22 protein-coding genes and 2 pseudogenes are annotated in these 24,962 nt (G+C 56.0%); 4 read left to right on the forward strand and 20 right to left on the reverse strand.

From position 1 onward, the window contains the following. Positions 1 to 189: 189 nt before the first annotated feature. A complete protein-coding gene (locus QJ48_RS29505) occupies positions 190 to 768 on the reverse strand; it encodes a hypothetical protein (protein ID WP_054976946.1) in 579 nt (192 codons plus the stop codon). Positions 769 to 923: 155 nt separating this feature from the next. On the opposite strand from QJ48_RS29505, the gene QJ48_RS29510 reads away from it, so the two are divergent. Further along, positions 924 to 1,250, forward strand: coding sequence for a metalloregulator ArsR/SmtB family transcription factor (locus QJ48_RS29510; protein ID WP_054976947.1), 327 nt, complete (start codon positions 924 to 926; stop codon positions 1,248 to 1,250). A gap of 73 nt (positions 1,251 to 1,323) precedes the next feature. Here the strand turns inward: QJ48_RS29510 and QJ48_RS29515 are convergent, their stop codons facing one another. Together QJ48_RS29515 and QJ48_RS29520 are read right to left on the reverse strand one after the other, a co-directional pair. Then, positions 1,324 to 2,709 (reverse strand): ADP-ribosylglycohydrolase family protein, encoded by a 1,386-nt coding sequence (locus QJ48_RS29515; RefSeq protein ID WP_054976948.1) that lies wholly within the window; start codon positions 2,707 to 2,709, stop codon positions 1,324 to 1,326. Positions 2,710 to 2,751: 42 nt separating this feature from the next. Beyond that, on the reverse strand, positions 2,752 to 3,663 hold the full coding sequence (locus tag QJ48_RS29520) for an AraC family transcriptional regulator (RefSeq protein WP_237763109.1): 912 nt from the start codon (positions 3,661 to 3,663) through the stop codon (positions 2,752 to 2,754). Between the two features lie 168 nt (positions 3,664 to 3,831). Here QJ48_RS29520 and QJ48_RS29525 point away from each other — a divergent pair, with 168 nt between their 5' ends. Next, positions 3,832 to 5,559 (forward strand): SulP family inorganic anion transporter, encoded by a 1,728-nt coding sequence (locus tag QJ48_RS29525; protein ID WP_054976950.1) that lies wholly within the window; start codon positions 3,832 to 3,834, stop codon positions 5,557 to 5,559. A gap of 54 nt (positions 5,560 to 5,613) precedes the next feature. Here QJ48_RS29525 and QJ48_RS29530 read toward each other — a convergent pair whose 3' ends face one another. From QJ48_RS29530 to QJ48_RS29545, 4 genes are all read right to left on the reverse strand, one after another. Continuing rightward, on the reverse strand, positions 5,614 to 5,793 hold the full coding sequence (locus tag QJ48_RS29530; protein ID WP_054976951.1) for a small acid-soluble spore protein H: 180 nt from the start codon (positions 5,791 to 5,793) through the stop codon (positions 5,614 to 5,616). A 78-nt stretch (positions 5,794 to 5,871) separates the two neighbouring features. Next, positions 5,872 to 6,654: an LUD domain-containing protein gene (locus tag QJ48_RS29535; protein WP_054976952.1), complete on the reverse strand. Its 783-nt coding sequence runs from the start codon at positions 6,652 to 6,654 to the stop codon at positions 5,872 to 5,874. Further along, on the reverse strand, positions 6,647 to 8,176 hold the full coding sequence (locus QJ48_RS29540) for a LutB/LldF family L-lactate oxidation iron-sulfur protein (RefSeq protein WP_157261799.1): 1,530 nt from the start codon (positions 8,174 to 8,176) through the stop codon (positions 6,647 to 6,649). Before QJ48_RS29540 ends, QJ48_RS29535 begins: the two co-directional genes overlap by 8 nt. Next, complete coding sequence (locus QJ48_RS29545) at positions 8,166 to 8,912, reverse strand: (Fe-S)-binding protein (protein ID WP_054976954.1); 747 nt, start codon at positions 8,910 to 8,912, stop codon at positions 8,166 to 8,168. Before QJ48_RS29545 ends, QJ48_RS29540 begins: the two co-directional genes overlap by 11 nt. 194 nt (positions 8,913 to 9,106) lie before the next feature. Here QJ48_RS29545 and QJ48_RS29550 point away from each other — a divergent pair, with 194 nt between their 5' ends. After that, positions 9,107 to 9,352, forward strand: a complete 246-nt coding sequence (locus QJ48_RS29550) for a hypothetical protein (protein WP_054976955.1) — start codon at positions 9,107 to 9,109, stop codon at positions 9,350 to 9,352. Between the two features lie 43 nt (positions 9,353 to 9,395). Here QJ48_RS29550 and QJ48_RS29555 read toward each other — a convergent pair whose 3' ends face one another. The 4 genes from QJ48_RS29555 to QJ48_RS29570 form a co-directional block, all read right to left on the reverse strand. Next, positions 9,396 to 10,109, reverse strand: a complete 714-nt coding sequence (locus QJ48_RS29555; RefSeq protein ID WP_054976969.1) for a FadR/GntR family transcriptional regulator — start codon at positions 10,107 to 10,109, stop codon at positions 9,396 to 9,398. Between the two features lie 135 nt (positions 10,110 to 10,244). Continuing rightward, positions 10,245 to 11,189 (reverse strand): alpha/beta hydrolase, encoded by a 945-nt coding sequence (locus tag QJ48_RS29560; protein ID WP_054976956.1) that lies wholly within the window; start codon positions 11,187 to 11,189, stop codon positions 10,245 to 10,247. A 127-nt stretch (positions 11,190 to 11,316) separates the two neighbouring features. Continuing rightward, positions 11,317 to 11,619: a YunC family protein gene (locus QJ48_RS29565; protein WP_054976957.1), complete on the reverse strand. Its 303-nt coding sequence runs from the start codon at positions 11,617 to 11,619 to the stop codon at positions 11,317 to 11,319. Between the two features lie 103 nt (positions 11,620 to 11,722). Next, positions 11,723 to 13,048 (reverse strand): FAD-binding oxidoreductase, encoded by a 1,326-nt coding sequence (locus QJ48_RS29570; protein WP_054976958.1) that lies wholly within the window; start codon positions 13,046 to 13,048, stop codon positions 11,723 to 11,725. 762 nt (positions 13,049 to 13,810) lie between these two features. Here QJ48_RS29570 and QJ48_RS29575 point away from each other — a divergent pair. Beyond that, positions 13,811 to 14,353, forward strand: coding sequence for a hypothetical protein (locus tag QJ48_RS29575; RefSeq protein ID WP_054976959.1), 543 nt, complete (start codon positions 13,811 to 13,813; stop codon positions 14,351 to 14,353). Positions 14,354 to 14,363: 10 nt separating this feature from the next. On the opposite strand, the gene QJ48_RS29580 is transcribed toward QJ48_RS29575, so the two are convergent. The 9 genes and pseudogenes from QJ48_RS29580 to QJ48_RS29620 all read right to left on the reverse strand — a co-directional run bounded on the left by QJ48_RS29580 (position 14,364) and on the right by QJ48_RS29620 (position 24,957). Continuing rightward, a complete protein-coding gene (locus QJ48_RS29580; RefSeq protein WP_054976960.1) occupies positions 14,364 to 16,310 on the reverse strand; it encodes a bifunctional diguanylate cyclase/phosphodiesterase in 1,947 nt (648 codons plus the stop codon). 187 nt (positions 16,311 to 16,497) lie between these two features. Continuing rightward, positions 16,498 to 16,869: a DUF423 domain-containing protein gene (locus tag QJ48_RS29585; RefSeq protein WP_054976961.1), complete on the reverse strand. Its 372-nt coding sequence runs from the start codon at positions 16,867 to 16,869 to the stop codon at positions 16,498 to 16,500. Between the two features lie 131 nt (positions 16,870 to 17,000). Beyond that, complete coding sequence (locus QJ48_RS29590; RefSeq protein WP_054976962.1) at positions 17,001 to 17,300, reverse strand: hypothetical protein; 300 nt, start codon at positions 17,298 to 17,300, stop codon at positions 17,001 to 17,003. A gap of 167 nt (positions 17,301 to 17,467) precedes the next feature. Beyond that, positions 17,468 to 19,291 (reverse strand): FTR1 family protein, encoded by a 1,824-nt coding sequence (locus QJ48_RS29595; RefSeq protein WP_054976963.1) that lies wholly within the window; start codon positions 19,289 to 19,291, stop codon positions 17,468 to 17,470. Further along, a complete protein-coding gene (gene efeB, locus QJ48_RS29600) occupies positions 19,288 to 20,619 on the reverse strand; it encodes an iron uptake transporter deferrochelatase/peroxidase subunit (protein ID WP_237763110.1) in 1,332 nt (443 codons plus the stop codon). Before efeB ends, QJ48_RS29595 begins: the two co-directional genes overlap by 4 nt. 3 nt (positions 20,620 to 20,622) lie before the next feature. Further along, positions 20,623 to 21,495 carry an iron uptake system protein EfeO gene (gene efeO, locus QJ48_RS29605; protein ID WP_054976964.1) on the reverse strand — a complete coding sequence of 291 codons (873 nt, stop codon included), beginning with the start codon at positions 21,493 to 21,495 and terminating at the stop codon, positions 20,623 to 20,625. Positions 21,496 to 21,699: 204 nt separating this feature from the next. After that, positions 21,700 to 22,555 (reverse strand): annotated as a pseudogene (locus QJ48_RS29610) (ABC transporter ATP-binding protein); the annotation flags it as partial. 273 nt (positions 22,556 to 22,828) lie between these two features. Further along, positions 22,829 to 24,250: an NAD-dependent malic enzyme gene (locus tag QJ48_RS29615; RefSeq protein ID WP_054976965.1), complete on the reverse strand. Its 1,422-nt coding sequence runs from the start codon at positions 24,248 to 24,250 to the stop codon at positions 22,829 to 22,831. A 161-nt stretch (positions 24,251 to 24,411) separates the two neighbouring features. Beyond that, positions 24,412 to 24,957: pseudogene (locus tag QJ48_RS29620) on the reverse strand (N-acetyltransferase family protein). Positions 24,958 to 24,962: the final 5 nt, after the last annotated feature.

The raw sequence follows: 24,962 nt of genomic DNA on the forward strand, positions 1-24,962 counted from the left end.
AAGCCAAAGCCCCGTAAGATCGGCCACCGATACTTCCGGCCACGCTTCTTCGGGCAAATAAAAGGTACGGTGCAGCTCAAAGTATTGGATTTCCAGCATGATCGTTTCAGCCGCTTTCATTAAGGTTAAGCTTATTGTACTTCTTTTTGGGCTCGGGGTGAACCGGGGAATAGTTTCGGGAGGCGGGGGCTAGTTGAGCTGGGTTTTGGCCCGGTGAAACTGCTCGAAATCGCTTGTCAATCGGTACAGCTTGGCTTCGGTTTTTTTCACGAATTTCGGATTGGTGCTGTCCAATATTTCGTCGATATGCCAGTCCAGCTTCCCTTTTAACTCGACAAGCCAGGAAGCGGGACGCTCCTGCCGGAGCCGCTGCAAATCGTCCGCGAAGGCTGCGGATAAAAAACGGAGCTTCGGCGGCTCCAGCCAGCCGCGGACGGCAAAGTGGCGCGGGGTCGTATCGTACCGGAACTGCTGCCCCGGCACCTGCTCCCAGAAGTCTTCCCACTCCCGGAGCAAGCCGGCTTCGTAATAGATATATTTCAAAAAACCGCACAGCCAGGCCGTACAGCTCGTATTGCGCTGTCCGCAGCCGACACCGTCGCTCAGAAACGGGCAGCTTAAGCAGCAGGAGCCGCCGCTCGGAATACAAACTTTACAGATGAGGTCCGCTCCCACGCCTTCGAGGTAAGCCAAGCCCGCTTTGATCACTTCTTGTTTGGTCGTCGGGCGCGCAAGCTCTTTTTGTTCCCAAGTCCACAAGCCGGACATATGCCATCGCCTCTTTCCAACGAATAACCGTTCAAACCTTTGATTATTTGAATATAACAATATTATACGTTCACGGTTTGTTTTACAACCAGCTTCCTATCTGTGGTATGATATTCATATATTCAGACGTTCAACGTTTTAAGGGGTTTAGATCCATGAATCGTGAAATCCAGCAGTTTAAAGCGGAGTTTTTTAAGGCGTTGGCGCATCCGATGCGAATCCGGATTCTTGAGGTGCTGTGCGAAGGGGACAAAAACGTCAACGAGCTTCAGGCTATTCTGGGGAGCGAAGGCTCCGCCGTGTCGCAGCAGTTGGCCGTGCTCCGCAGCAAAAATGTGGTCAGCGGAACCAAAGAGGGAACTTCCGTCATTTATTCATTACGTGATCCTCTGATTAAAGACCTTCTCGGGGTAGCCAGACAAATCTTCGACAATCATTTGGTGGACGCCATCTCGCTGCTCGAAAACATGCGCAACGAATAATCGTTAGGACGGACGATTGCAAATGTCTAAAAACCGGTCTCCTTGTGCTTGCAAGGAGCCGGTTTTTTGGTCGTTATCCGTTGATGCGGCGATAAACCTCGTAGCTGCGCCGGGCGCATTCCGAAATCGCGATCGGATGAAAGCCGTTTATTTCCGAATACAGCGTATCGTTCAGCTTCGCGGTCCAACGCTCCGGCAGCCGCTTCGCTCCGTCTATCGCGCCCATGATCGAACCGACGGTCGCGCCGTTGCAGTCGGTGTCCCAGCCGCCGAGCACCGCCGTCGTGACCGCGGTCTCGAAATCACCGCGGGCGAAGACGAGCGCAGCCGCGCATAAGGCGGCATTGTTGTTCGTATGCACCGGATGGTAATGCTTGAACGCCTCCCAGACCCGGTCGACCAGTTCGACCTGGTCTTTCGCCTCCCGGGCGATCGCCACCGCCTGACGGATATCGCTGGCCAGGCGGCAGTGCTGCGGAATTTCACTCAACCCGATCTCAACAATCCGCTCCGGGTCGGTTTCGACGAACGCCGCCGCAATCATCGCCGCCACGAACATGGCGCCATAGATGCCGTTCTTCACGTGGGAGAACGAAGCGTCCCGCCAAGCGAACTCGGCGGCCAGCTCGGGATATCCCGCCGCGCCGTACGCCAAGCCGTCCACGCGGATCTGCGCGCCGATCCATTCGCGGTAAGGATTCAAGTGCGTCCTCACCCACTCCTTTTGCGCCTCGGAGTCTGCCTCCCGCTGCCACCCCATTTGGCTGTTCAGCACGGTAAAGTTGACGTAGGACCGCGCTTCGGCGGTGAACACCTTATGAAACGGCAAATGCTTCAGCCATAGACCGCCGATGTCCCACGAGTCCCAGTCCTTGCCCTTCTCCTCCAGCAGCAGCAGACCGAGCACCGTATAGCGGATATCGTCGTCGGTTTCCATAAACCGGATGCGCTCCAGCTCGCTATCCTTTCCGTAGGGGGCGAGTGCCAGACCGTACCGCTCCTGCGCCCGCGACCGTCCCGGCGTGTAATCGCGAATCGGCCAGGCGTCCGCTCCTTCGAACCACAGCTTCACGTTGGCCCAGCCGGGATGGCTATCCGTGCCGTACAGGAACGGCCCGATCTCCAGCGGCTTGCCGAGCGCGCAGCCGACGCTTCGTCCGAGCCACGCGCCATAAAACTTATCCTTCCACTGCTCCTCCGTCCAATCCGCTTGCAGCTTGCGCGGCCCTTCCGGACGCGCCGCCCGGATCTCGTCCAGCCCGTTCGGCTCCGAATAGGGGAAGTCCGCCGCGATCGGCAATGCGGACAATTCCTCGTAAACGGCCGTCAGCTTGACTGCTTCTTCCCCGGCCTCCTCCAGCTTCGCCTGAAACCCCTCAACGTTGCAGCCTTCTTCCTTCCGCTGCTTGATTTCTTCACGCAGCAAGCCTTGCAGCGCTTGCCAGCCCCAACCTGCCATCTGCTCTCCCCATTTCCGTATCGAATGTACAGCCTGCCTGACCTAAGATGTACTTTCATTGTAATCGGCGGGAGAGCGCGGCGTCGTCTTATTTTCATCCAAGCCATTCTCAAAAACGGCTAACTTTCTCGATAACTCGCGATATTCCAGCGGAGCGGCGCCGACGATTTGCCGGAACGCGCGGTAAAACGGGGCATGACTTTGGAAGCCGCTTGCAAACATCACCTCCGCCATCGGCAGCTCAGTGCTGGCCAACAGCCGCTTGGCTTCGTTCACACGCAGCCGGAGCAAGTACTGCTTAAACCCGACGCCCAGCTTCTCCTGAAAAAGATGCCGCGCCCGGGACGGGCTTAAGCCAAGCACGGCAGCCGCGTCTTCCAGCGTCAGCGATTCTCGAAAACGCTCGCCGATATAATCGAGCGCCGGTTTGATGCGATAGTAGGATGTCAAGGTCCGGTTCCATTCCGCAGACGACGTTTGCTCGCTGTAATGCCTCAGCAGAAGCGCGCAAATCTGCAAAATGATCCCCCGCATCATGCCATGATAACCCGGCCGCTTGTGCCGCTGCTCGTCCGCGAGCTGATGGAACAGTTTTCCGATTCGGCGGGACGTGTCCAACTCCCCCGGAATCCGGTTCTGAAACTTCGTCGGCAAATATACGAACGGCAGCAGCAGCTCCATATCCGCCTGCTCGATCACCATCGGGTCAAAATATAAAAACAGATAATGGCTCGGATTGTCCGCATCCGACGCGGCGGCGTGCCGCTCCAAATGGTTGACGACGAAGACGTCGCCCGGCTGGGCCGCATAAGCTTTTTGCCCGAAATAAAAGACGCCGCTGCCCGATAAACAATAACCGATCTCCAAATGGTCATGGGTATGAAACGGATCGATATGCACGCGCGGTGACCATTCGAACAGATGGATTGCCGGCTCTTTTCGCATACTGTTCATGTCGCTCCTTGTCTGGCGGGTTATTGTGCCCTGCAGGGGTTTCGTTCTCTTCATTATACCTGAGATTATGCAAAAAACGGCACCTGTCCGTCATTGACAAGAACGGATTCCCGGGTGTATATTCCCCATATATTCAAATAATCAAATATATGAAAAGAAGGTCTTGTCATGAAGCGGTCGGGTAGATTTGACGGGTACAGCGCAAATGATTTTCGCCGGGATCTGATCTCAGGCTCGATTGTCGGGGTTATAGCCATTCCTTTGGGGATGGCTTTTGCCATTGCGGCCGGAGTCAAGCCTCAGTACGGCATTTATACGACGGTGATTGCCGGATTTCTCATCTCGCTGCTTGGCGGGTCCAAATTCCAGATCGGCGGGCCGACGGGCGCGTTCGTTCCTATTTTGTTCGCTATTGTGATGCAGCACGGGTATGAAAATTTGCTGATCGCCGGCGGGCTGGCGGGAATCATCCTTGTTTTGATGGGGGTATTCAAGCTCGGAGCGCTGATTCAATTTATTCCCCGTCCGGTGACGATCGGCTTTACCGCCGGGATCGCCGTTATCATTTTCACCGGCCAAATCGCCAATTTTCTAGGGCTGAGCGGTATCCGCAAGCACGAAGATTTTATATCCAACATGAAAGAAATCGGGCTGCATCTGTCGATGGTAAACCCTTACAGCGTCATTACAGCCGTCGTTTGTCTCGCCTTGCTATTGGGGACCCCGAAGTTGCTGCCCCGAGTGCCCGGTTCGCTCGTCGGCCTGCTGGTATCCAGCGTGCTGTCGGTCTTGCTGTTCGACGGCCGTGTCGATACGATCGGGTCCACGTACGGCGCCATTCCCGGGACGCTTCCCCAGTTTCACGTGCCCGAGGTAACGCTTGAGAAAATCATCCCGCTTCTTGGCCCGGCCTGCATCATCGCGGCGCTGGGGGGAATCGAGTCGCTCTTGTCTGCGGTCGTAGCCGACGGCATGACGGGAAGCCGCCATCACAGCAACCGCGAGCTGATCGGACAAGGGATTGCGAACATCGTCACCCCTTTGTTCGGCGGAATTCCGGCGACGGGTGCGATTGCCAGAACCGCGGCGAATATTAAGAACGGAGCGGCGAGTCCCGTGTCGGGGATGGTTCACAGCGTCTTCGTCCTGCTCGTGTTGATCGCGCTCGCCCCTTTGGCTTCCGCGATTCCGCTGGCCAGCATGGCGCCGATTCTGATGGTCGTGGCCTGGAATATGAGCGAGCGCAGGGAGTTTATTCATATTGTGAAAACAAGAACAGCCGATTCCATCGTCCTGATGATTACTTTCTTGCTTACCGTACTGACCGATCTGACGACGGCTGTTATTGCCGGGCTTATTCTTGCAGTTGTCCTGTTCGTCCGGCGGATGAGCGGCATGCTCAAGGTTGCCAAGGTTTTGCCGGACCCGGCTTCACACCGCGGGAAAGTGGCTTCTCATATCGTAAACGAAAGCCATGACTGTCCGCAGATCGCGATTATTACAGTGGAGGGAGCGCTGTTTTTCGGAGCGGGAACGCTGTTTGAAAAATCAATTTCGGGGACGCTCGACGAACGGCCGAAAATGGTGATCCTGCGCCTCGGCAAAGTGCTGTTCATGGACACGACGGGGGAATCGTATTTGGCCGGTGTGGTCCGGGATATCGTCCGGCAAGGCGGCGTCGTTCTGATCTCGGGCCTGCAGCCTCAGCCCCGGGACGTGTTGAAACGAACCGGACTCGACGCGCTGATCGGAAAAGAGCATTTTTTTGAGCATACGGGCGATGCGATTAACTACGCTTTGACCCGGCTGGAGCATCAAAAGTGTCTGGGCTGCCGGCATTTTGCCTTTCGGGAGTGCGCGGCCTTATCTCAATCGGATATTGCAAACGAGCGTTAAGAAAAGCAGCCCCGCCAAGTCGAGCTTGGCAGGGCTGCCGCGTTATTGAAAAGTTTAACCTTCGATTAAGCTGTTCAGCGGAACCTCTTGCTCCTGCTCCGGCTGATCGAGCGGATAAATTCTGGCGGACTCCCGTTCTTCATCCACATGCTGGATATAAATCGGAACTCCTTCGTACGTCACGTTTGCCATCACCGGCGAAGCGGCGATTTCCTGGGCGCGCTGCTTATTCATGGCTATAACCTCCTTGGATTAAGTAACCGTCATAGTATGCGCACAAGCGGCTGGGATATGCTTCCCTATTTCCCCGGCTTATCGGATTATAACCGCGTACACCTTGCCCGGACCGTGGATGCCGATCGTCAGATCGTTCTCGATGTCGGCGCTGCGGCTCGGCCCGGTAATCAGGTTAAGCGACGAAGCATACTGCGTCGGCAGCTGCTTGCCGCAGGTGATCTGCTCGAACGCCTCGCCCATCCGGTACACGAGCTGATCGGCCCGGAAGACGGCGAACAAAATTTCCGTCAGCAAGCTCACCGAGCGGCCGCGCTGCGGGGAGCATTGGAGCACCAATGTGCTCGTATTCGCTACGGCGAAGTCGGGCCAGACGATCCCGAGCTGGCAGCGCTCGGTTCGCTTCAGCAGCTCGCTCCGCTGCGCCCAGTTCGCGCCCCCCGCCGCCTTCGGCCATGCCTCGCTGTCGCCCGCTTCCGCGTCCGTCTCCACCGGCCGCCATGACGCGACGGCGATGCCGGAAGCGGCCAGCGCCTCGTCCAGGCCAAGCGCCGTCAGACCTTCGTGCTCCCAGCGGGACACATGCGTAACGCCAAGCTCGGCGGCGATGTCCCGTAACCAAGCGCCGACTTTGTCCGCCGCCTCGGCTTCATCCACCACCAGCACCTTGCCGGTCAAAGCCTGCCAGTTTCGGGAGAACAGCTCGATCTTTTCCTCCGTCGAGGGCTTGATCTGCTTATAAAACTCCGGCGCGCCGCGAAACGGATGCGCCGGAGCAGCCGCCGGGACCTCCCTGCGTCCGAGCCTCGACGACAAATTCGCGATAAACGCTTCACGGCCGCGGATCGTTCCGTTACTCATGGCGCCCGCCTCCTTTCACAGCTCCATCCGCCTCGTCCCGTCCGGGCACAGCTTGCCCGCGGGCTGATCCGGCTTCACTCCGGTCGGCCTGCTGCTTCAGCTCCCGCTGAAGGGCCTCCCAGCGGTCGCGGAACGACAGCTTCGGCTTCATCGGGAAATGGCGGGATTGCGTCCAGCCCGCTGCCGGACCCGGCGCCTTCTTGATCACGCCTTTGCTCACGAAAGGCTTCATCATATAATAGGCGGACTTCGTCGCCATCTTGTACAGCGAGACGTTCCCGAACGTCGTCCGGAACGTCTTGAAGGCGGCGCGTTCCGCTAGCGGCGTTAACCCGAGCCGCACCTTGCGCGCCCGAAGCTGCACCAGCATGTCGTGCAGCGGAATTTTGACCGGGCATGCCTCGTAGCAGGCCCCGCACAGGCTGGAGGCGTAAGCCAGTTGCCCCGCTTCCTTCATGTCCTGCTGAAGCAGCGGCGTCAGCACAGCTCCGATCGGACCGCTGTACACGCTGCCGTAGGTGTGTCCGCCCACGTGACGGTACACCGGGCACACGTTCAGACAGGCCGCACAGCGGATGCAGTGCAGCACCTCCTGGAACACCGGATCGCCGAGCTGCGCCGACCGCCCGTTGTCCAGCACGATCAGATGAAGCTCCTCCGGCCCGTCGAGCTCGCCTTCGCGTCTCGGTCCGGTGATCATCGACGTGTAGGTCGTCAGCTTCTGCCCGGTAGCGCTGCGGGCAAGCAGGTTCAGGACGACCTCCAGGTCGTCATAGGTCGGCACGAGGCGCTCCATGCCCATGACGACGACGTGGCATTTCGGCAGCGTCGTCACCATCCGCCCGTTGCCTTCGTTCGACACGAGGGTGATCGCTCCCGATTCGGCAACGCCGAAATTGCAGCCGGTCAGCCCGATATCCGCTTCCAGGAAATAATTGCGCAGCCGCTGCTTGGCATACTTCGCCAGCACCTTCGTCTCCGGCGCAAACGTCTCGCCCGCTTCCTCCGAGAAAATATCCGCAATCTGCTGCTTGTTTTTGTGAATCGCCGGAATGATCAGATGCGACGGCGTTTCCTTCGCCAGCTGCAGGATGTACTCGCCGAGATCCGTCTCGATCGCCTCGATCCCGCGCTCCTCCAAGTGACGGTTCAGATGAATTTCCTCCGATACCATCGACTTTCCTTTCGCTACCAGCTTCGCCCGGCGCTTCTCCGCAATTTCCATAAACGTCTTCACCGCCTCATCCCCTGTTTGGCAGAAATAGACGTGGCCTCCAGCTTTGGAAACGTTATCGGTAAACTGCGTCAAATAATAGTCGAGATGCTCCACGACATGCTTGCGGATCTGTCTCCCTCGCTCCCGCCAATCCTCCCAATGGCCGAAATCGTCCGTCACCTGTAGCTTGGCCGTCTTCAGCTTATCGGTCGTAAACGCCACCGCCTTGCGGAGAAAATCGTTCGCCAGCGCTTCTTCCGTGCGCTTTTTTAAGCCCGTACCGATCAATTCCTTCTCACTTGCCATGCCGCTCACCGCGCTTCACTCCTTCCTCCAGCAGCTGCGCCAGATGCATGACGCGCACCGGCTTGTTTTCTTTATTCAAACGGCCCCCGATGTTCATCAGACAGCCCATGTCGGTCCCGATCAAAAGGTCGGCATTCGTCGCGCATACGTTGGCGGCTTTCTCGCATACCATCGCTTCCGACATGTCGGCCATCTTGACGGCGAACGTGCCTCCGAAGCCGCAGCAATCTTCCTTGCGGGGCAGCTCGACCAGCTCCAGCCCCTCGATATGCGCCATCAACTCGCCCGGCTCCTCGCGCACCCCGAGCAAACGCATCGCATGGCAAGACGGATGATACGTCGCTTTGCCCTCATAGACAGCGCCGAGGTCTTTGACCCCCAAAACGTTAACCAAAAACTGAGAAAACTCGTACGTTTTCCCGATCAGCTTCTCCGCCTTGGCCTTCCACTCCGGCTCGTTCTCGAACAGCTGGGGGTAATAATGGTGGACCATTCCGGTACAGGAGCCGGAAGGCGAGACGACATAATCGCTGTGCTCGAACGCGCGGATCAGCTTGCGCGCCACCTCGCGGGCTTCATCCTGGTAACCGCTGTTGTACGCGGGCTGTCCGCAGCAGGTCTGCATCTGCGGAAAATCAACCTCGCAGCCGTATCGGTGCAGAAGCCTGACAACGCTTTCGCCGACTTCCGGGTAGATCTGGTCGGCCAAACATGTAATGAATAAAGAAACTCGCATACAGGTCCCCACTCCATCTCTCGGATTATGGTTTCTTTTCTTACTTGTCAGGTTATCAGATAAGTTGTTTTTTGAAAAGAGCCTTCTCCATAACAAGCGAAACTTTTTACCGTGGAAAAGCGTCGAATGAGGTAACGATAAAGGAGAATTGAGGTACTACGACGTTATATTTCCAAGAAAGGAGCGGATTTCCGATGGGCAACCGTTTGAATAAAATTATTGGCACGGTCTTCCTGCTAGCCAGCGGCGCCTATTACACCGCCGAGAGGATCGGGGCGAAGATTGCCGCAGCAATTCCAGCAGCCGGATCGGCTGCGCGAGGATCATATGATGCGACGCCGTCCAACCCGACATTTTTTGAAAACTTTTTCGTTTGGTTTTTTATGCTGGTCGGCTTCGTGCTGCTTACGTTCGGCTTTCCGAAAGACAAGGACGGATAGGCCGCTCGCTCGGCAACGGCCGGTCCTTCCCTTTCCCCTTGTCCTACTTTTTCAAATAACGGATCAGCACCTGCTCGACATGAAACAAATGCCGCCGCATCTCGTTCTGCGCTGCCGCCGGATCCTGCCGCTTGATCGCCTCGTACACGGCTTGATGCTCCTGCAGCAGCTGCCGGGACACCGTGCGGTTTGCATACATTTGCAGCCGCCGCGTTTCGCGGATCGCGGTCTGCATTTGCGTCGAGATCGATTCGATCATCCGCGCCATGATCGAATTGTGCGTCGCTTGGGCAAGTACAAGATGAAACTCGATATCCGCCCGCTCGCCTTCCTCTTCGTCGCCCAGATGCTCCTCCATCCGCTTCAGCACCGCCTCGAAGCGCCGCAGGTCGTCCTCCGTCCGCTTCTCCGCCGCAAGTGCCGCATTGGAAACTTCCAGCGCTTGGCGCGCCTCGATCAGCTCCATCACCGTGTCCCGGCTCATCAGCAGCGAATTGAATTCCGGCAAATCCACGTCCTGCGACTCGATGCTGCGCACATAGCTGCCTTCCCCTTGATGGCTTTCCACCAGGCCCATCGCTTTGAGCGCGCTAAGTGCCTCCCGGATCGTGGAGCGTCCCACTTGATAGCTCTCCGACAGCTCCTTCGTGGAAGGGAGCTTATCGCCCGGCTTCAGCACACCGCCGACGATCTGCTCTTTAATTTGGTCGGCGATGGCTTCGGAAATTTTGCGCGGCGTAATTTTTTGAATATCCACTTTCCCGTCCCCCCGTTCGTCTTGAAGCGTCAGTTCCATTATACCCGCTTTAGCAAGGAGCACAACCGGACGCAGCCGCCGCTTGAACGCGGCAGCAGCCCGTCCGGGAAGAACGGGAACGGCGCGTCCTCCGGCTCATGAACCGTTGATTTGACGGGCCGTCTGCTCGTCCAGCCAACGGAGAACGTCCTGCATCACTTCATCGCGGTTGATCTCGTTCAGCATCTCGTGCCGGCCTTGCGGGTACAGCCTGTACGTCACATGCCGCAAGCCCAGCTCCCGGTACAGGCCGGCCAATTCGACAACCCCTTTTCCCTTACGGCCGACCGGATCGAGCTCGCCGGAAAATAAATAGACAGGCATATCGACCGGAATCTGACGCATATTCCGCTCATCGTGAATCTCTTGCAGCCCGCGGAAGAAATCGATCCAGAAGCCCGCCGTCATGGCAAAGCCGCAATCCGGGTCAGCTGCAAAAAGGTCAACCTCCCGTTCATCGCGGCTGAGCCAATCGAACGGCGTCCGATTCGGCCGAAACTGGCGGTTATAGCTGCCGAGCGTAAGTCTCATCAGCAGCTCGCTGCGATGCTGCTCCCCTTTGCGGACCGCCAGTCTCCGGGCCAGCGCGCTACCGATGCCGAGCAGCTTCTGCGGCCCGTTCGTTCCGGATAAGACGATGCCGTCCACTTTCCCGGGAAATAAGTACATATATTTTTGAGTCAAAAACGACCCCATGCTGTGGCCGAATACGTAAAAAGGAACGTCCGAAAACCGTTCGCGAATCAAGTCCGTCAACTGCCCCATCGCTTCCGCCATGCGTTGAAAACCGTTCTCGCCGATGACGCCGAACCGCTCCGGACTGCCGGCCGTCCGGCCATGCCCTCGATGATCGTTGGCATACACCGCATAGCCCGCCCCCGTCAGCAAGCCGGCGAATCGCTCGTAACGAGCGGCCGTTTCGGCCATCCCGTGCGCGATTTGTACCACGCCCTTCACCGGCACATCCTCTTCCGGCAGCCATTCGTATACGAATATCGCTTCCCCGTCAGCGTCTGGGAATGTGAATTGTCTGTCTCTCATCGAACTCCTCCGTTCTCCCGAATATCCTACCGTCCTATTATAGGACGAACTCCTCCTCGGGGAAAGATGTCTCCGTCCATAAAAAAACGCCCGATTTTCTCAGGCGCTTTACCTCAAGTGATTTGGGTCAAAACATCCGTCCAACTGCATCCCGGCCCTTCATCCCCGGCACCACGCCGAGCGCCTCGGCTCCGTAGGTGACCGACTCCAGCGGCGCTTCCAACAGCTCCTCGATCGTCCGCACGCCCGTCGCCCGGGCGGCGATAATGCCCCGTTCCCTCAGACGTTCATTCAGCAGTCCCACATCGAGCGCCCCGCACATAATGTACCCTTTGTCGGTCGTCACCGCGAGCAGCGTCGTCTTCGGCAGCTTCACCTCGATCGCCAGCGCCGTGCGCCCATCCAGATCCACCGGTTCCATGCGCATCATTAACCCAAGCATCCCCTTTAACACCCGTATGCCTATACTATATGCCCCTGGGCATTCATCCGTGCATGGAGTCGAGGTATAAGGAAATGAAGATTTTGCATGTTCAGCCGGGAGGAATGCTCTGTTCGAAGCGGAACAGATTTTCCGGATCGTACAGTTGTTTGACCCGCCGCAGCTTCGCAAGATTGTCTCCAAAATAGGCGGTCGGCCAATCGGAGATCTGGCTGTCGCAATAGTCGCGATAAGCGCCGCGGGTATAGGGAAGCATGGCTTGGCGAAGCCTTTCTACCCATTGAATATGGGGACTCGCCTCCGAATTCTGCCCCCAATACGATTGATATTGAATGACGAACAAGGCATTGCGATGCACGAAAGCCGTTGCCTCCGGGGACATCCGTTTAATGGAACCGCCGTAAGCGTCAAAAGCAACCAACTCGCCCGCTCCGGGAGTCGTCTGCAAATGACGGATCAATACGTCTAGAGCGGCATCTGACAAAGGCTCGTAAGCATAGGCGGAGGAATTTTTGAAGGTGTCTTGCCGTACCGGCATCCCTGCAAACTTATGGGCTGCTTCAATCCAAGTCATCGTACGGAATTCCGCTGTTCTGGGCGGAACCGCCTGCTGCATCGGTTGCATGAGTCTCTTCAGCTCCGTTTCCGAGCCGACGAATACCCCGTTGGAACGGATCGTACCTATTTGTTGCGCCGGAAGCGCTAAAAGCGAAGTCAGACGGTCATCGGCATGAGGGGCCCATGTTTGCCAGTAGCGCACCACTTCTTTCAGTTGGGCGAAATCCCAAGTAAACCTGTAATGAGCTATATTCTCAATCGGGTGGACACGGAATGTGAACGAAGTAATGACGCCAAAATTACCATCACCTGCGCCTCGGCATGCCCAAAACAGACTGCGGTGCTGATCCTGATTCGCGCGAATCGTTTTCCCCTGTGCCGTAACCATTTCAAATTCGATTACATTGTCGCAAGTCATGCCGTGTAGTCTGGATAGTAAGCCGTACCCGCCTCCAAGCGTCAATCCGGCGACCCCGACGCCCCGACAAGTTCCTCCCGGAAGGGCCAACTTTTTCTTCCATAGCTCATCGTACAGGGCGAGCAAGGTAAAGCCCGCGCCGATTCGTGCAATACCGCGCGCTTCATGGAGCTGCAGATGCCGCAGCTCGCTTATATCGATTATGAGACCGCCGTCAACAAGGGAGTAGGCTTCGTAGCTATGTCCTCCGGAGCGTATGCGAAAAGGCACATTGTATCTGCGCGCCCATAAGACAGCATTGACAACGTCCTGTCTAACCTGGCAGTAAACGATTACTTTAGGAAATTTGGAGAAGCGGGCATTATAACTGCGTCTTGCCTCCTCGTAGCCCGGCGCTCCTTTCCAAATAACGCGCCCGGTCAACCCTTCCGTCGTCTCCACAAATCAACCCTCCTCGGTTCCTGCGAGACACCTTGTAAGCTTTCGATTATCCATATGTGAGTAAGGATAGCGGTAGAACGCGGAGACGACTGTTTATGGCATGAGAAAAGTGTTTTATCTTGAAGTTGAAATAAAATGAACAACGCCGACAACAATTAATAAAGAAAAATAAATGACAATCAGCCATAAAATGAATTTGATAACTTTGCCTAAAGCCGACTCTTTTTTGGGATTAATCATTTATGTTCAACTCCCTGATCATCATCACACCAATTACACCAATCGTACATTTGTGGCAGTACATAACGATAAACCAAAGCACTACTGGACCGAGGTCAATGAGCCGTAACTGACTGCGCCGCTTCGGATCTTCACCGCCTGTCAGCTTAAACCTTATCATCCCTCAAATATCGGGCAGCTGACTAAATAGCTCTCCGGCAGCTATAGACAATTTACCATACAATTACAAATATATCCATAATTACTGTAGAACACAAAAAATTTGACATAGTCCTTTAGATGTAGTATTCTCGCATCATATTTAGTTATTAGGTCCTACCATTTTTATCCTTAACCTAGTTCCAATATACCACAGCAGCAGCAAGCCCATTTCGTACCCTACGTCGTTTTCGACTCGCAAGTTATGTCCACCACATACGAACGGCATTAGGATAATAATTCCAGTCTGTTTACTTCTATTTTCCTATAGCAAAAAGTGATATAGTAATGATTACGCAAGCATCAAATGAGGAGGAGCCGCCTGTGGAAGCCAACAAACTGCAAAAACGAAAGTTTTTGTTCAATGTAGACATCATGATTGAGGAAGATACCAACGGGCGAGCCTTGGAGAAGCTGCTGCATCTGCTCAATTCGGAACTTGTCACCGATTATCAAATCAAGCAAGGGGTAGAGTTAGGTAAGACCATCGAAGCCTCGCTGAAAGATGCCATTCTCAAAAAAATCGACACGTCTGCCGAACTGTCGAAAAGCCGACCGAACGCCGCTTCCGCAGAAACCGCCCCAAAAGCTCCACCCGCTGCGAACGCCAAGGAGGTCAAAGCTGCGGAGGAAAAACGCCCGGAAGCCGATCCGTTCAAGCAGATCTGGGAAGAAATGAAAGCATTTCAACAAAGCAATGCGCTTGTGCGTTTGTCCATCGTGAAAGAGAAAGGGGTCAAGCTCAGCATGCCGTGCCGTATTCTAAATACGGATCCCCCCAGCGGAAACCTCACGGTCTATCATGTCGACGAGAAGAAAGTCTACCTGCTTAAAATTAACGAAATTGACGATTTTCAGGCCCGCTAAACCGGGCCTTTTAATTTAAAGGGGGACTCTCCTCGCCGGCTGCAGCCTGCGCCGAGTAAAGCTTCATCAGACGTTCCGCGTCGGGCACGGCAAGGGGCGGGCTCAAATAAAAACCTTGTATGAGATGGCATTCGTTGTCATGCAAAAACCGGAGCTGTTCCTCGTTTTCGACGCCTTCTGCGATCACTTCCATGTTCAAATGCCGGGTCATGGCGATGATCGAAGCGACGATGGCCGCATCGTTCGGATCGGTCATAATGTCGCGCACGAAGGAGCGGTCGATTTTTAATTTGTCGATCGGGAATTTTTTCAAGTAAGACAACGAGCTGTAGCCGGTGCCGAAATCGTCGATGCTGATTTTGACCCCAAGCTTCTTGAGCTCATGCAGCAGATCGCTGGCATAATCGACATCCATCGTGCAGCTCTCGGTAATTTCAAGCTCCAGCAGGCCGGGATCGAGCGCCGTTTCCTGAAGCGTCCTGCCGATTCTGGCGCACAGCTGATGCTGCATGAACTGCCGGATCGACAAATTGACCGACACCGGCACGACCTCCAGCCCGGCATCCTGCCACTGCTTGTTCTGCCGGCACGCTTCTTTCAACGCCCACTCGCCGATTGGCACGATCAGACCGCTATCTTCCGCGAACGGAATGAACTCTCCCGGCGCAACCAGTCCGCGCTCCGGATGCTGCCACCGGACGAGCGCCTCGAACCCGACAATGCGGCCGGTCGCAATATTGATCTGCGGCTGGTAATGCAGCAGCAGTTCGTTCTTGGCCAAAGCCCGGCGAAGCTCGCTTTCTAAAGTTAAGCGTTTCAATGATACAGATTTCATCTCGCTGTTGAACAGTTGATAGTTGTTTTTGCCTTTTTCCTTCGCTCGGGTCAATGCCATATCCGCGCATTTCATAAGCGAATCCGCAGACTCGTCCTCCTGCGACAGCAGCGACATGCCGATGCTGGCCGTCAGATGAACTAAATTTTGCCCCAGGACAAAGGGCTCCTCCAGCAAGTCGAAAATCGCCTTCGCGATCGTTCCCACCGGCTCCGCCGTTTGATCAGGCACTTGGAAGAAAAACGCAAACTCGTCTCCTTCCGTACGTGCGAGATAATCGTCCGGGCCTACACAGCGGGAAAACCGCTCCGCTACCTGCAGCAGCAGCATATCTCCGTAATCGTGCCCAAAGCAATCGTTGACGATCTTGAATCGGTCGATATCGACGAACAGGACGGCCAGCTTTCGTTCGTGCCGGGACGCGGCCGTCATGGCGGCGTTCAAATGCTGTACGAACAGTCTGCGGTTCGGAAGCCCCGTCATATCGTCATAGTAGGCGAGATGCCGGATCTGCTCTTCGGTTCGCGTCGCAGACGTAATGTCCTGGCAAACGATCAGAACCCCTGTCGTGATCCCCTGCTCCTGCACCGGGACGACCGTCGTATCGAGATCGACGCGGTATCCGTCTTTATGCAGAAGCGACGTTTTGAACGAAAGCGACGAGCCATGCAGTGCTTCGGTGAAAAAGTTGTTGGTCCTGCCGGACGACTCTTCCGGAAACAGGGTGCGCAGGTGCTTCCCTCTCAGCTCTTCCTCCCGGTATCCGAACATGCGTTCCGCAGCCGGATTCCATTGCAGAAAACATCCCCCCGGATCGATCAGCCCAACGGCGCCCGGTTGGTGTTGAAATAATGCGTTCAATCGGCTCTCCACCCTCCGAAACCGTTCCTCCGCCGTACGGCTTCGGGCATCCGATTCGGATACGGCCCGGGACAGCCGAATAATTCGTTCCCACGAATAAGCCATCAACAGGAAGACGGCGATGCCGAATCCCCATAGGATAGCCCCTCCGACCCACCAGCAGACGAGGAATCCGACCGCCGTCCCTCCGCATGCGAACAGCATCGTTCTTTTTTCATCGCGCGGTTGTGTTCCATTTGCTGATCCGTCAGTCCTAGACATGCGGGCCTCCTTTCCCGGAAAGATACGTTTGTCAGAGTATTCCATTCCCATATCTTGTCCGTAGAAATTCTACGCACAACTGTCTTTTTCCTGCTAAATCGACAAAAAAAGCGAGTTATTCCAGAAAGGTAGGCATAAAAAAATTCGGCATGAAGACCTGCCGAATCTGTAGAAAGAGACTTAGGACTTATTTTGCCCGAAGGGCAAGAACCAAAGACAACCAACCGAACAAAAAGGCCACCCCGCCGATAGGCGTAATCGCGCCCAGCTGCTTTATCCCCGTTATACTCAGAACATACAGACTGCCGGAAAAAACGACGATCCCGACAAACATCGACCAGCCGGCCCGACGTAAATGTCCGCTGGCCGGAAGCAGGGAGGCAGCAAGTCCAATGGCGATCAGCCCGAGCGAATGCATCATCTGGTACTGGACGCCGGTCTGGAAATTAGCCAGCATATCTGCGGCGAGCTTTCCTTTCAGCGCATGCGCGCCGAATGCTCCGAGCGCCACCGACAGAAATGCGCAAATGCCGCCAAGAGCCACAAACGTTCTGTTCATCAACTTCACCTCCCTTTCCATGATAAAGTATTTTTTCCCCACTGCCAAATGAACAAAATAAGTCCTGCCTTCTCGCCGAATTCGGCTTTGTCAGCAGGACTTCTCACGTTATGCGAATGATGGATGCGGCATTACATTTGGCCGATATCGTGCTGTCCAACGATCAGTGTAACAGGCTCCAGAAAGACGCGGGTGATCGCAGGCTTCTTGAGCAAGTCAAACTCGATGTCGATGACCTTGAAACGCTCCTGCTTGCCTTCGCGCTTGTCGTACACCACTTCGAACTCTTTCAACCCGAACTGGTACGAAACGACGGAGCAGCCGATCGATAAGGCCGGCGCCTCATGTTCTCCGTGGTCGAACAGCACCTCAGCCATAATTTCTTCGTTCATGTCCACAATTTTGACTGTTTGGCAAATCGCATATTTCATTGCCATCCTCCTCCGGCAGGGGCGAAGCTGATCGTTGCTCTATAGTGACGTGCCCCCGTTTCATATGACGAATTCGACGTTCTGCGTCCAAACTCCTGCTATTTTCCAATCGGATGCGGGACAAAAGTTCGTTATTTTTTTGTACGAATCCCGCCACCGGCAGCGGATTACACCGTATGCGTTCCCGATTCACGGGCGTTTCCCCGCATTTTCCGCTCTTGCCGGGCCCATTGGAACGCGATAAAGAGTAGCACGAGCAGCTGCGGAACGAACGTTTCCCAAGTCGGATAGACGCCGAGCCAATTCCAGGAGGGGAGATAGCCGGGCACATGCGCAGGAACCTGTCCCGCGATTTGCAGGGCGTGAATGCTCTGGCCCAAAAATTTGAGGACCAGGTAATAAATCAAAACCGTAGCTCCCAGAAAAAACGGGCGAATCGGCAGCAGAACGCTTCCCCGGACGATGACGAAGCCGAGCAGGATCAGCAGCACGGCGGCCGAGCCGATGCCAAGCGCAAGCTGCGCCGGATCGATGGAGGGGGCCATGCCGATATAAAAGATCGCCGTCTCCGCGCCCTCCCGCAAAATCGAAAGCGCCGCAACCAGGAAGAGCGACCACAGGCTGCCGCCCGCCAGCGCCACGCCGACACGGTCTTTCACATACCGATTCCACGTCTCGACGTGGGATTTGCGGTGAAGCCATGCGCCTACCGTAAGCATCAGAACGACGGACACGAGGCCTGTGATGCCTTCGACAAGCTCGCGCGTGCTCCCCGAGGCAACGTTGGCGATCGTAAAGGTCAATGCGATAGCCAAACCGCCGCTGAGGAGCAGCCCTGCCGCTCCGCCGCTCCATACCCATCCTTGCTTGGAGGCGTTGCCGGTCCGGCGCAAAAAGGCGAGCAGCGCGGCCAGCACGAGCAATGCTTCAAGCCCTTCGCGCAGGAGAATAATCGCGGCATCCCAAGCCGAATAGCTCGTTTGCGCCGTAAACGGCTGAAGCTCCGTCTGCATCTCCGAGACGATGCGGCCCGCTTCCTCCGGCTGCGGGGGAGTAGACAACAGTCGGCTGGCCGCCTCCGTCATCTCCCGTTCGATCCGGTCATACGTGTCCGGGGCTCTTGTGCGAACCTCTCCTTCGACGGAAGGCCAGATCCGGATAAAGGCCTGAAGCTGATCGGCCGCTTCCGCGTTACGGCCCGCGCCGATGGCATCTGCAGCTTTCTGCAGAATCGCCAGCGCGTCGGATACCGATTGCTTGCCGGAAGCGGCGGCGTCCTCCCGAAGCTTGCCGCTGGCGTAATCGTCGATCAGCTGGATCAATTCGCCAATGCCTTTGTCGGCCGCTTCCGCCTTCGGCGGCTCCGCTTGCAGCGCGATCCGGAGCAGGCTAAGCTTCGTCTCGATCTCGCCGTACACGCCGGACGGATCCGACCGGATGGCCGCTTCGCTCTTGGACCACTGGCTGTCGAAGTGCTTGTAGCGGCTCCGGGCTTTGTCCCAGTCGCTGTTCCGGACATCCGTCTGCGTCTGCCGCAGGATGGGAAGCAGCGCGCCCGCCGCCTGTTTCCCGTCCGCTTTCGGTTCCTTTTTCGCTCCGGCCCCCGCGAAACGGCCTATCGCCTTCGTCAGCTTGGACACGGCCTGGTAGGCCTCGTCGGGCTTGGAAGCGGCGTCGGTCACCGCCTTCTTCGCTTCGGTTAAGGCTGACGCGACGCTATCGGCCGCTTCGCCGGAGGGCGAGTTCATCTTGCGCCATTCCGCCTCGAACTTTTCCAGCTCCACAGCCGTTTCCTGCCACTTGTGCTCGCCCGCATGAACCAGCGCTCCGCCGACGAGCGGCATCAGCGAGTCAGGTGCCGACGCTTCGGCGAGCGTACGGCCGCTCCAGCCGAGCAGAAGCACGGCGGCAGCCAGCAGAAGGACGAAGAAGCTTTGTCTGCCGTGAGAGCGTAACCCGTACGCTTTTTCTACCTTCATCCACCGGATCACTCGAACAGTCCCTCCCCGATGTAGCCGCCTTGCCGGGCGCCCGGAAAACAGGCAAACAGCGCGCTGCCGACATGCACGATATATTCGTTCAGCTTGTCGCGCTTCGCGAGACGCTGCTGGAGCGGGACAAACTGAGTTCTTGGGTCCCGTTGGTAGCAGATGAACAACAGCCCGGCGTCCAGCTGCCCCGTTTGACGGTCGATACCGCTAGAGTAGGAATACGAACGGCGCAGGATTTTTTCCGCCGGCTGCTCGCCATGCGCCAGACGGGCATGCGCGGTGAGCGGGATGAGCGGTTGGCCGGATTCGTCCTTGGCGTCCAATTGCAGCGGATCGAACTCGTTCTTCGCCCCCAGAGGCGCTCCGCTGCTCCGGTATCTCCCGAACGTCGCCTCCTGATCGCTGAGCGTGGAACGGTCCCACACCTCGATACGCATCCGGATTCGCCGGACGACCATGTAGCTGCCGCCGCTCATCCATGCCGGCTGATCCGAAGGCTGCACCCAGACAATGTCGTTCATCGCTTGCTTGTCATGGATATCCGGATTGCCCGTTCCGTCCTTGAAGCCCAGCAAGTTGCGAGGCGTTTCGCCTGCCGGTCCGGACCCGCCCGTCCGTTGAAAGCCTTCCTGGGTCCAGCGCAGCACGGCGATGCCGCGGGCAAGACGCGTCAGGTTGCGCAGCGCGTGGAAAGCGACCTGCAAATCGTCCGCGCACACCTGTACGCCGATATCCCCGCCGCACCATTCGGGCCGCAGGCTGTCTCCGCCAAAGCGGGGCAAATCCGCCAAAGCCTCCGGCCGCTTGGCCCCCAGCCCGAACCGGCCGTCGAACATGGAGGGGCCGACGCCGAACGTAATCGTCGTCCGGCACGGATGCAGACCTGCCGCTTCACCCGTATCCGCGGGCGGCATACTCTGCTGGTCCTCCTCGCCGCCGACCGGCTGCCCCGCCGTCATTTTCGCTGCGGCTTCCGTCCAACGGCGGAACAGGTCCTTAACTTCGGACAGCTTCACGGTTGTCAGATCGAAGGCTGCAAAGCAAATAAAATCCTGCGCAGGCGTCACAATGCCCGCTTGATGCGCATCGTAGAACGGGATAATCTGCTTAGGGCCCGCGTTTGAAGCCGTGGAGGCAGCGGGCGCCGCCAGCTTGGCCGTTCCCGCCCACACGCCGCCGACACCGACCGAGCCAAGCAGCAGTCCGACTCCTCCGGCTCCGGCCAGCTTGAGCAGGTCGCGGCGGCTGATGGACGAACGGTCCTGTCCGTCGTGCGGCTTTTTGCCTTCCTGGGCTTTTTCCGTTTCTTGTTTATTCGCCTCATCCATGAATTACGCCCCCAGCAGCTTGCCCATGCCCGACAGCGGCTCTGCCAGTGCGTCAATGGCTTGGCTCAGCTTCTTGGTCTGCTCTTGCGTCAGCTCCGTGTACGTCGCATAGCCGCTGCCTTTTTTGAACGGCGCAAGCGTTTGGTTCAATTCCGCGAAGCGCGTCTCGATCGTTTTCGCCAAATTCGCGTCCTTTTTCTCCAGCTCCGGCTTCAAGAGCTCGAAAATTTTGTTCGCCCCCTCGACGTTTGCGGCAAAATCGTACAGGTCCGTATGGGAATAACGTTCCTCTTCCCCGGTCACCTTCGTAGCCGACACTTCGTTCAGCAGTTCGACGGCGCCGGTGACCAGCATATTGGCCTCGATTTCCACGGTCTCGACTTTCGCCCGCAGCAGCTTGCTGTCACTCAGCAAACGGTCGGCCGTTTCTTCCTGGCCCTTGGTCGATTGCTCGACCCAGAGCGCTTTCTCGAGCCGGTGGAAGCCCCGCCATTCCTTCTCGTCCACGTCGCCTTCCCGCGCATCGATGTTCGGATCCAGGTCGCCGAGCGCCTCGGCAATCGGCTCGATCCGCTCATAAAACATCCGCGTCGGGGCGTACAGCTCCTGACTCTTTTTCACATCGCCGGATTTGACGGCGGCCGTGAATTCGCCGGTTGCTTTGACGAACGCATCGCACTGCTCAACGACAAACTTCCGGTACTGCTCCGTTGCGTTTTTAAAATCTACCGCCGCCGCTGCCGGTTTCGCGCCCGCATCGCTTGCAGACGGCGCAGAGGCCGGCTGGGCCTCTTTCTTGGTATTCCCGCCGCATCCGGCAAGCAGCAATGCGGAGCAAAGCACGATAGAGGAAACGACCGTGAACGTCTTCGACATAAATTCAATCTCCCTTTTACCTAATCATTATGGATACATTTCCATGATAATGATAATTATTCTCAGGGATAAATTATCATAGAAGTCGATGATTTTCAATGAAAACTTTTAGTAGTAAATATTTTGTCGACATTTGCAAAAAAAAGCCCCTATCTTCTACAATTGCGAAGATTGAGACTCAGTTTCAGCTTGCAATCTGGCGTCTTAGCCGGCGTCGGCCGACGGATTGGCATGCATCTCGGCATACAGTCCCCGCAGTGCCAAAAGCTGCTCGTGCGTGCCCCGCTCGACGATCTCGCCTCCGCGTACGACGAGAATCAGGTCGGCCTCCTGAATCGTGCTGAGCCGGTGGGCGATGACGAAGCTGGTCCGCCCTTGCATGAGCGCCTTCATCGCTTCCTGAATGTGCATCTCCGTGCGCTTATCGACGCTGCTGGTCGCTTCGTCCAATATGAGAATGGACGGATCGGAAAGAATCGCCCTGGCAATCGTAAGCAGTTGCCGCTGCCCGTGGCTCAGATTGCCGCCTTCCGCCGAGAGCGGCGTATCGTATCCTTGAGGCAGCTTGCGGATGAAGCCGTCCGCGTTCGCCAGCTTGGCCGCCGACCGAATCTCCTCCTCCGTCGCGTCCAGCCGCCCGTACCTGATGTTGTCGCGAATCGTGCCGGAGAATAGATGCGCGTCCTGCAGCACCATGCCGAGACGGCTTCTGAGACTGTTTTTGTCCCACTCCCGAATATCTTTCCCGTCGATCCGGATCTTCCCTTCGGAAATATCGTAGAAGCGGGTGAGCAGGTTCATGATCGTTGTCTTGCCCGATCCGGTCGGACCGACCAAGGCAACCACTTGCCCCGGCTGAGCGGCGAACGATACGTCGCAGAACCGGCGTATCGCCGTAGCCGAACGTCACCTGGTCGAACTCGACTTCCCCGCGGATAGCTTCTTGCGGTTCCCGGCCGCCCGTGGGCCCGAACTCCGTCTCGGTATCCAGAACCTCAAACACCCGTTCCGCTCCGGCCACGCCGGATTGAATCATATTGTACTGGTTCGCCAGCTCGTTAGTTTGTCAGCTAAATAAATTTAGGTAGGTTAGGGGATTAGGAAATTCGGGAGCACAAACAGGCCCCCCTTTGGGAGAAGCGGAGTGAGCTTGTTGAGAAAGTGGTTAATTGAGGTGATAGAGGTTACGAAGGGGTGGGGTATCTCTATTCTTGTTAAAAAAATACTTTCTCAACAGCAAGAGCCCCGCTTCGGAAGAAGCGGAGCTGTTTTGCTTTTAAAGGATAGCTAGTACAATATCGAGTCCTTACAGGCCGATGCTGGGGTATCCGATTTACGAAAACTCGTGCGGAATTTTGCGTGCCACGCCGGTTTCCACTGCGGCTTGGGTTACTTTTTTTCTAACGGCTTCCACGACCCGGCTGTTAAAGACGCTCGGAATGATATACTGCTCGTTCAATTCGTCGTCCTCCACGGTCGAGGCGATCGCGTAAGCGGCGGCGAGCTTCATTTCCTCGTTAATCGTCGTCGCCTGGCAATCGAGCGCCCCTCTGAAAATACCGGGGAAGCACAGCACGTTATTTAACTGGTTCGGATAATCCGACCTTCCGGTTGCCATCACGCGAACGTACGGTTCCGCAATTTCCGGCAGAATCTCCGGCGTCGGATTGGCCATGGCAAATACGATCGGATCTTTCGCCATTTTTTTCAAATCCTCGACACCGATTACCCCCGGACCGGACAGGCCGATAAATACATCCGCATCCTGCATCGCATCCGATAATGTCCCCGCAATATTGTCCGGGTTCGTATGCTCGGCATACCACTGAAACATGGGATTGCTGTACGTTTCGCCCCGGCGAATGATTCCGACGGACCGCGAAGCGCCGATGATACGCGTCACTCCGGCAGCCATCAGCATTTTGGTGCAAGCTACTCCGGCAGCACCGACCCCGCTGAAGACGACTTTAATATCCGTCAGCTTTTTGCCGACCAATTTCAATGCGTTAATCAGTCCCGCCAGCATGACGACGGCCGTCCCATGCTGATCGTCATGAAATACCGGAATATCCAGCTCCTGCTTCAACCGCTCCTCAATTTCAAAACAGCGCGGAGAGGAAATGTCCTCCAGATTGATTCCGCCGAACGCGGGAGCAATGGCTTTCACAATCCGGATGATTTCTTCCGTATCCTTCGTATCCAAACAAATCGGAAACGAGTCGATGCCCGCCATTTCCTTGAACAGCATCGCTTTCCCTTCCATCACCGGCATCGCCGCGATCGGCCCGATATCTCCGAGCCCGAGAACGGCCGTTCCGTCGCTCACGACCGCGACCGTATTTCTTTTGATCGTCAGCGAATACGCCTTGGCAGGGTCTTCGTGCAGCGCCATACAGACACGGGCTACACCGGGGGTGTACACATGGGAGAGATCGTCCCGATTCTTGATCGGCACTTTCGAATGGACCTCAAGCTTGCCGCCCAGGTGCATCAAGAAGGTGCGGTCGGAAAAGTTAATGATTTTAATTCCCGGCACTTTGGTCACATTTTTAATCAAGGAAGCTTCGTTTTCCGCATTGGACACATTCACTGTAATATCGCGGATCGTCGTATTTTTACTCCGGTTCACGTTATCGACAGCGACAATCTCGCCCCCGGTTTCGTGAATCGCATTCGCGATATGAATGAACGGCACATTCGGTTCCGTCTCCATCCGCAAAATAATCGTATAGCTCCCGCTTGTTTGAACTCCCATGACAAATTCTCCTCCCCTGATATCCCCTGCAAGTGGATCGACGTTTAAATATTGTATCACATACGAGAGAAAAAGCTTTAATTAATGCGTAATATTAATATATATGATACGACCTTATTCGTAAAGAGTATGGTTGCCAAATCTAGCGGGATGTATCCCGATCATTCTTTAAATCTTCCCATCACAATGGTGTTATAGTAGTTGCCGTCGGAAAGAATTTTGTCGTTTTTTAATATGCCTTCGACTTCAAAGCCAAGTCTTTTATACAATTCAATAGCTTTGTCGTTTGTTTCCAGGACGTTCAAGAATCATTTTTTTAATGCCGTTCGAGTCAGCCCAGGCCATCGATTCTTTTAAAAGATTTTTCCCGATCCCATATCCCCAAAACTCTTTTAAAACGCATATTCCAAATTCGACTTTATGAGAGAAGCGTTTCAAGTAAGTTCCTTCGCATCTTGAAAACCCGACGATCCGATCCTGAACGGCGGCAACTAAAAATAAGTTTCTCGGTTTCTCGGTATCCGTTCTAATAATCTGTTCAAATCCTGCAGGATCGATGAACGCCTCCCCCTTTCTCTGTCCATATTTTCGGTTTCTCCGTCAATCTGTACTCTTACTTCGGACAACTGCTTTGCGTCTTTTTCACTTGCGGATCTGATCGTATAGCTCAACCCGTTGATGTAAAATTGTTGTGTGTTCGCTAGCATGATAG

This window comes from Paenibacillus sp. A3 (assembly GCF_001399685.1).
Taxonomy (GTDB): Bacteria; Bacillota; Bacilli; order Paenibacillales; family NBRC-103111; genus Paenibacillus_G.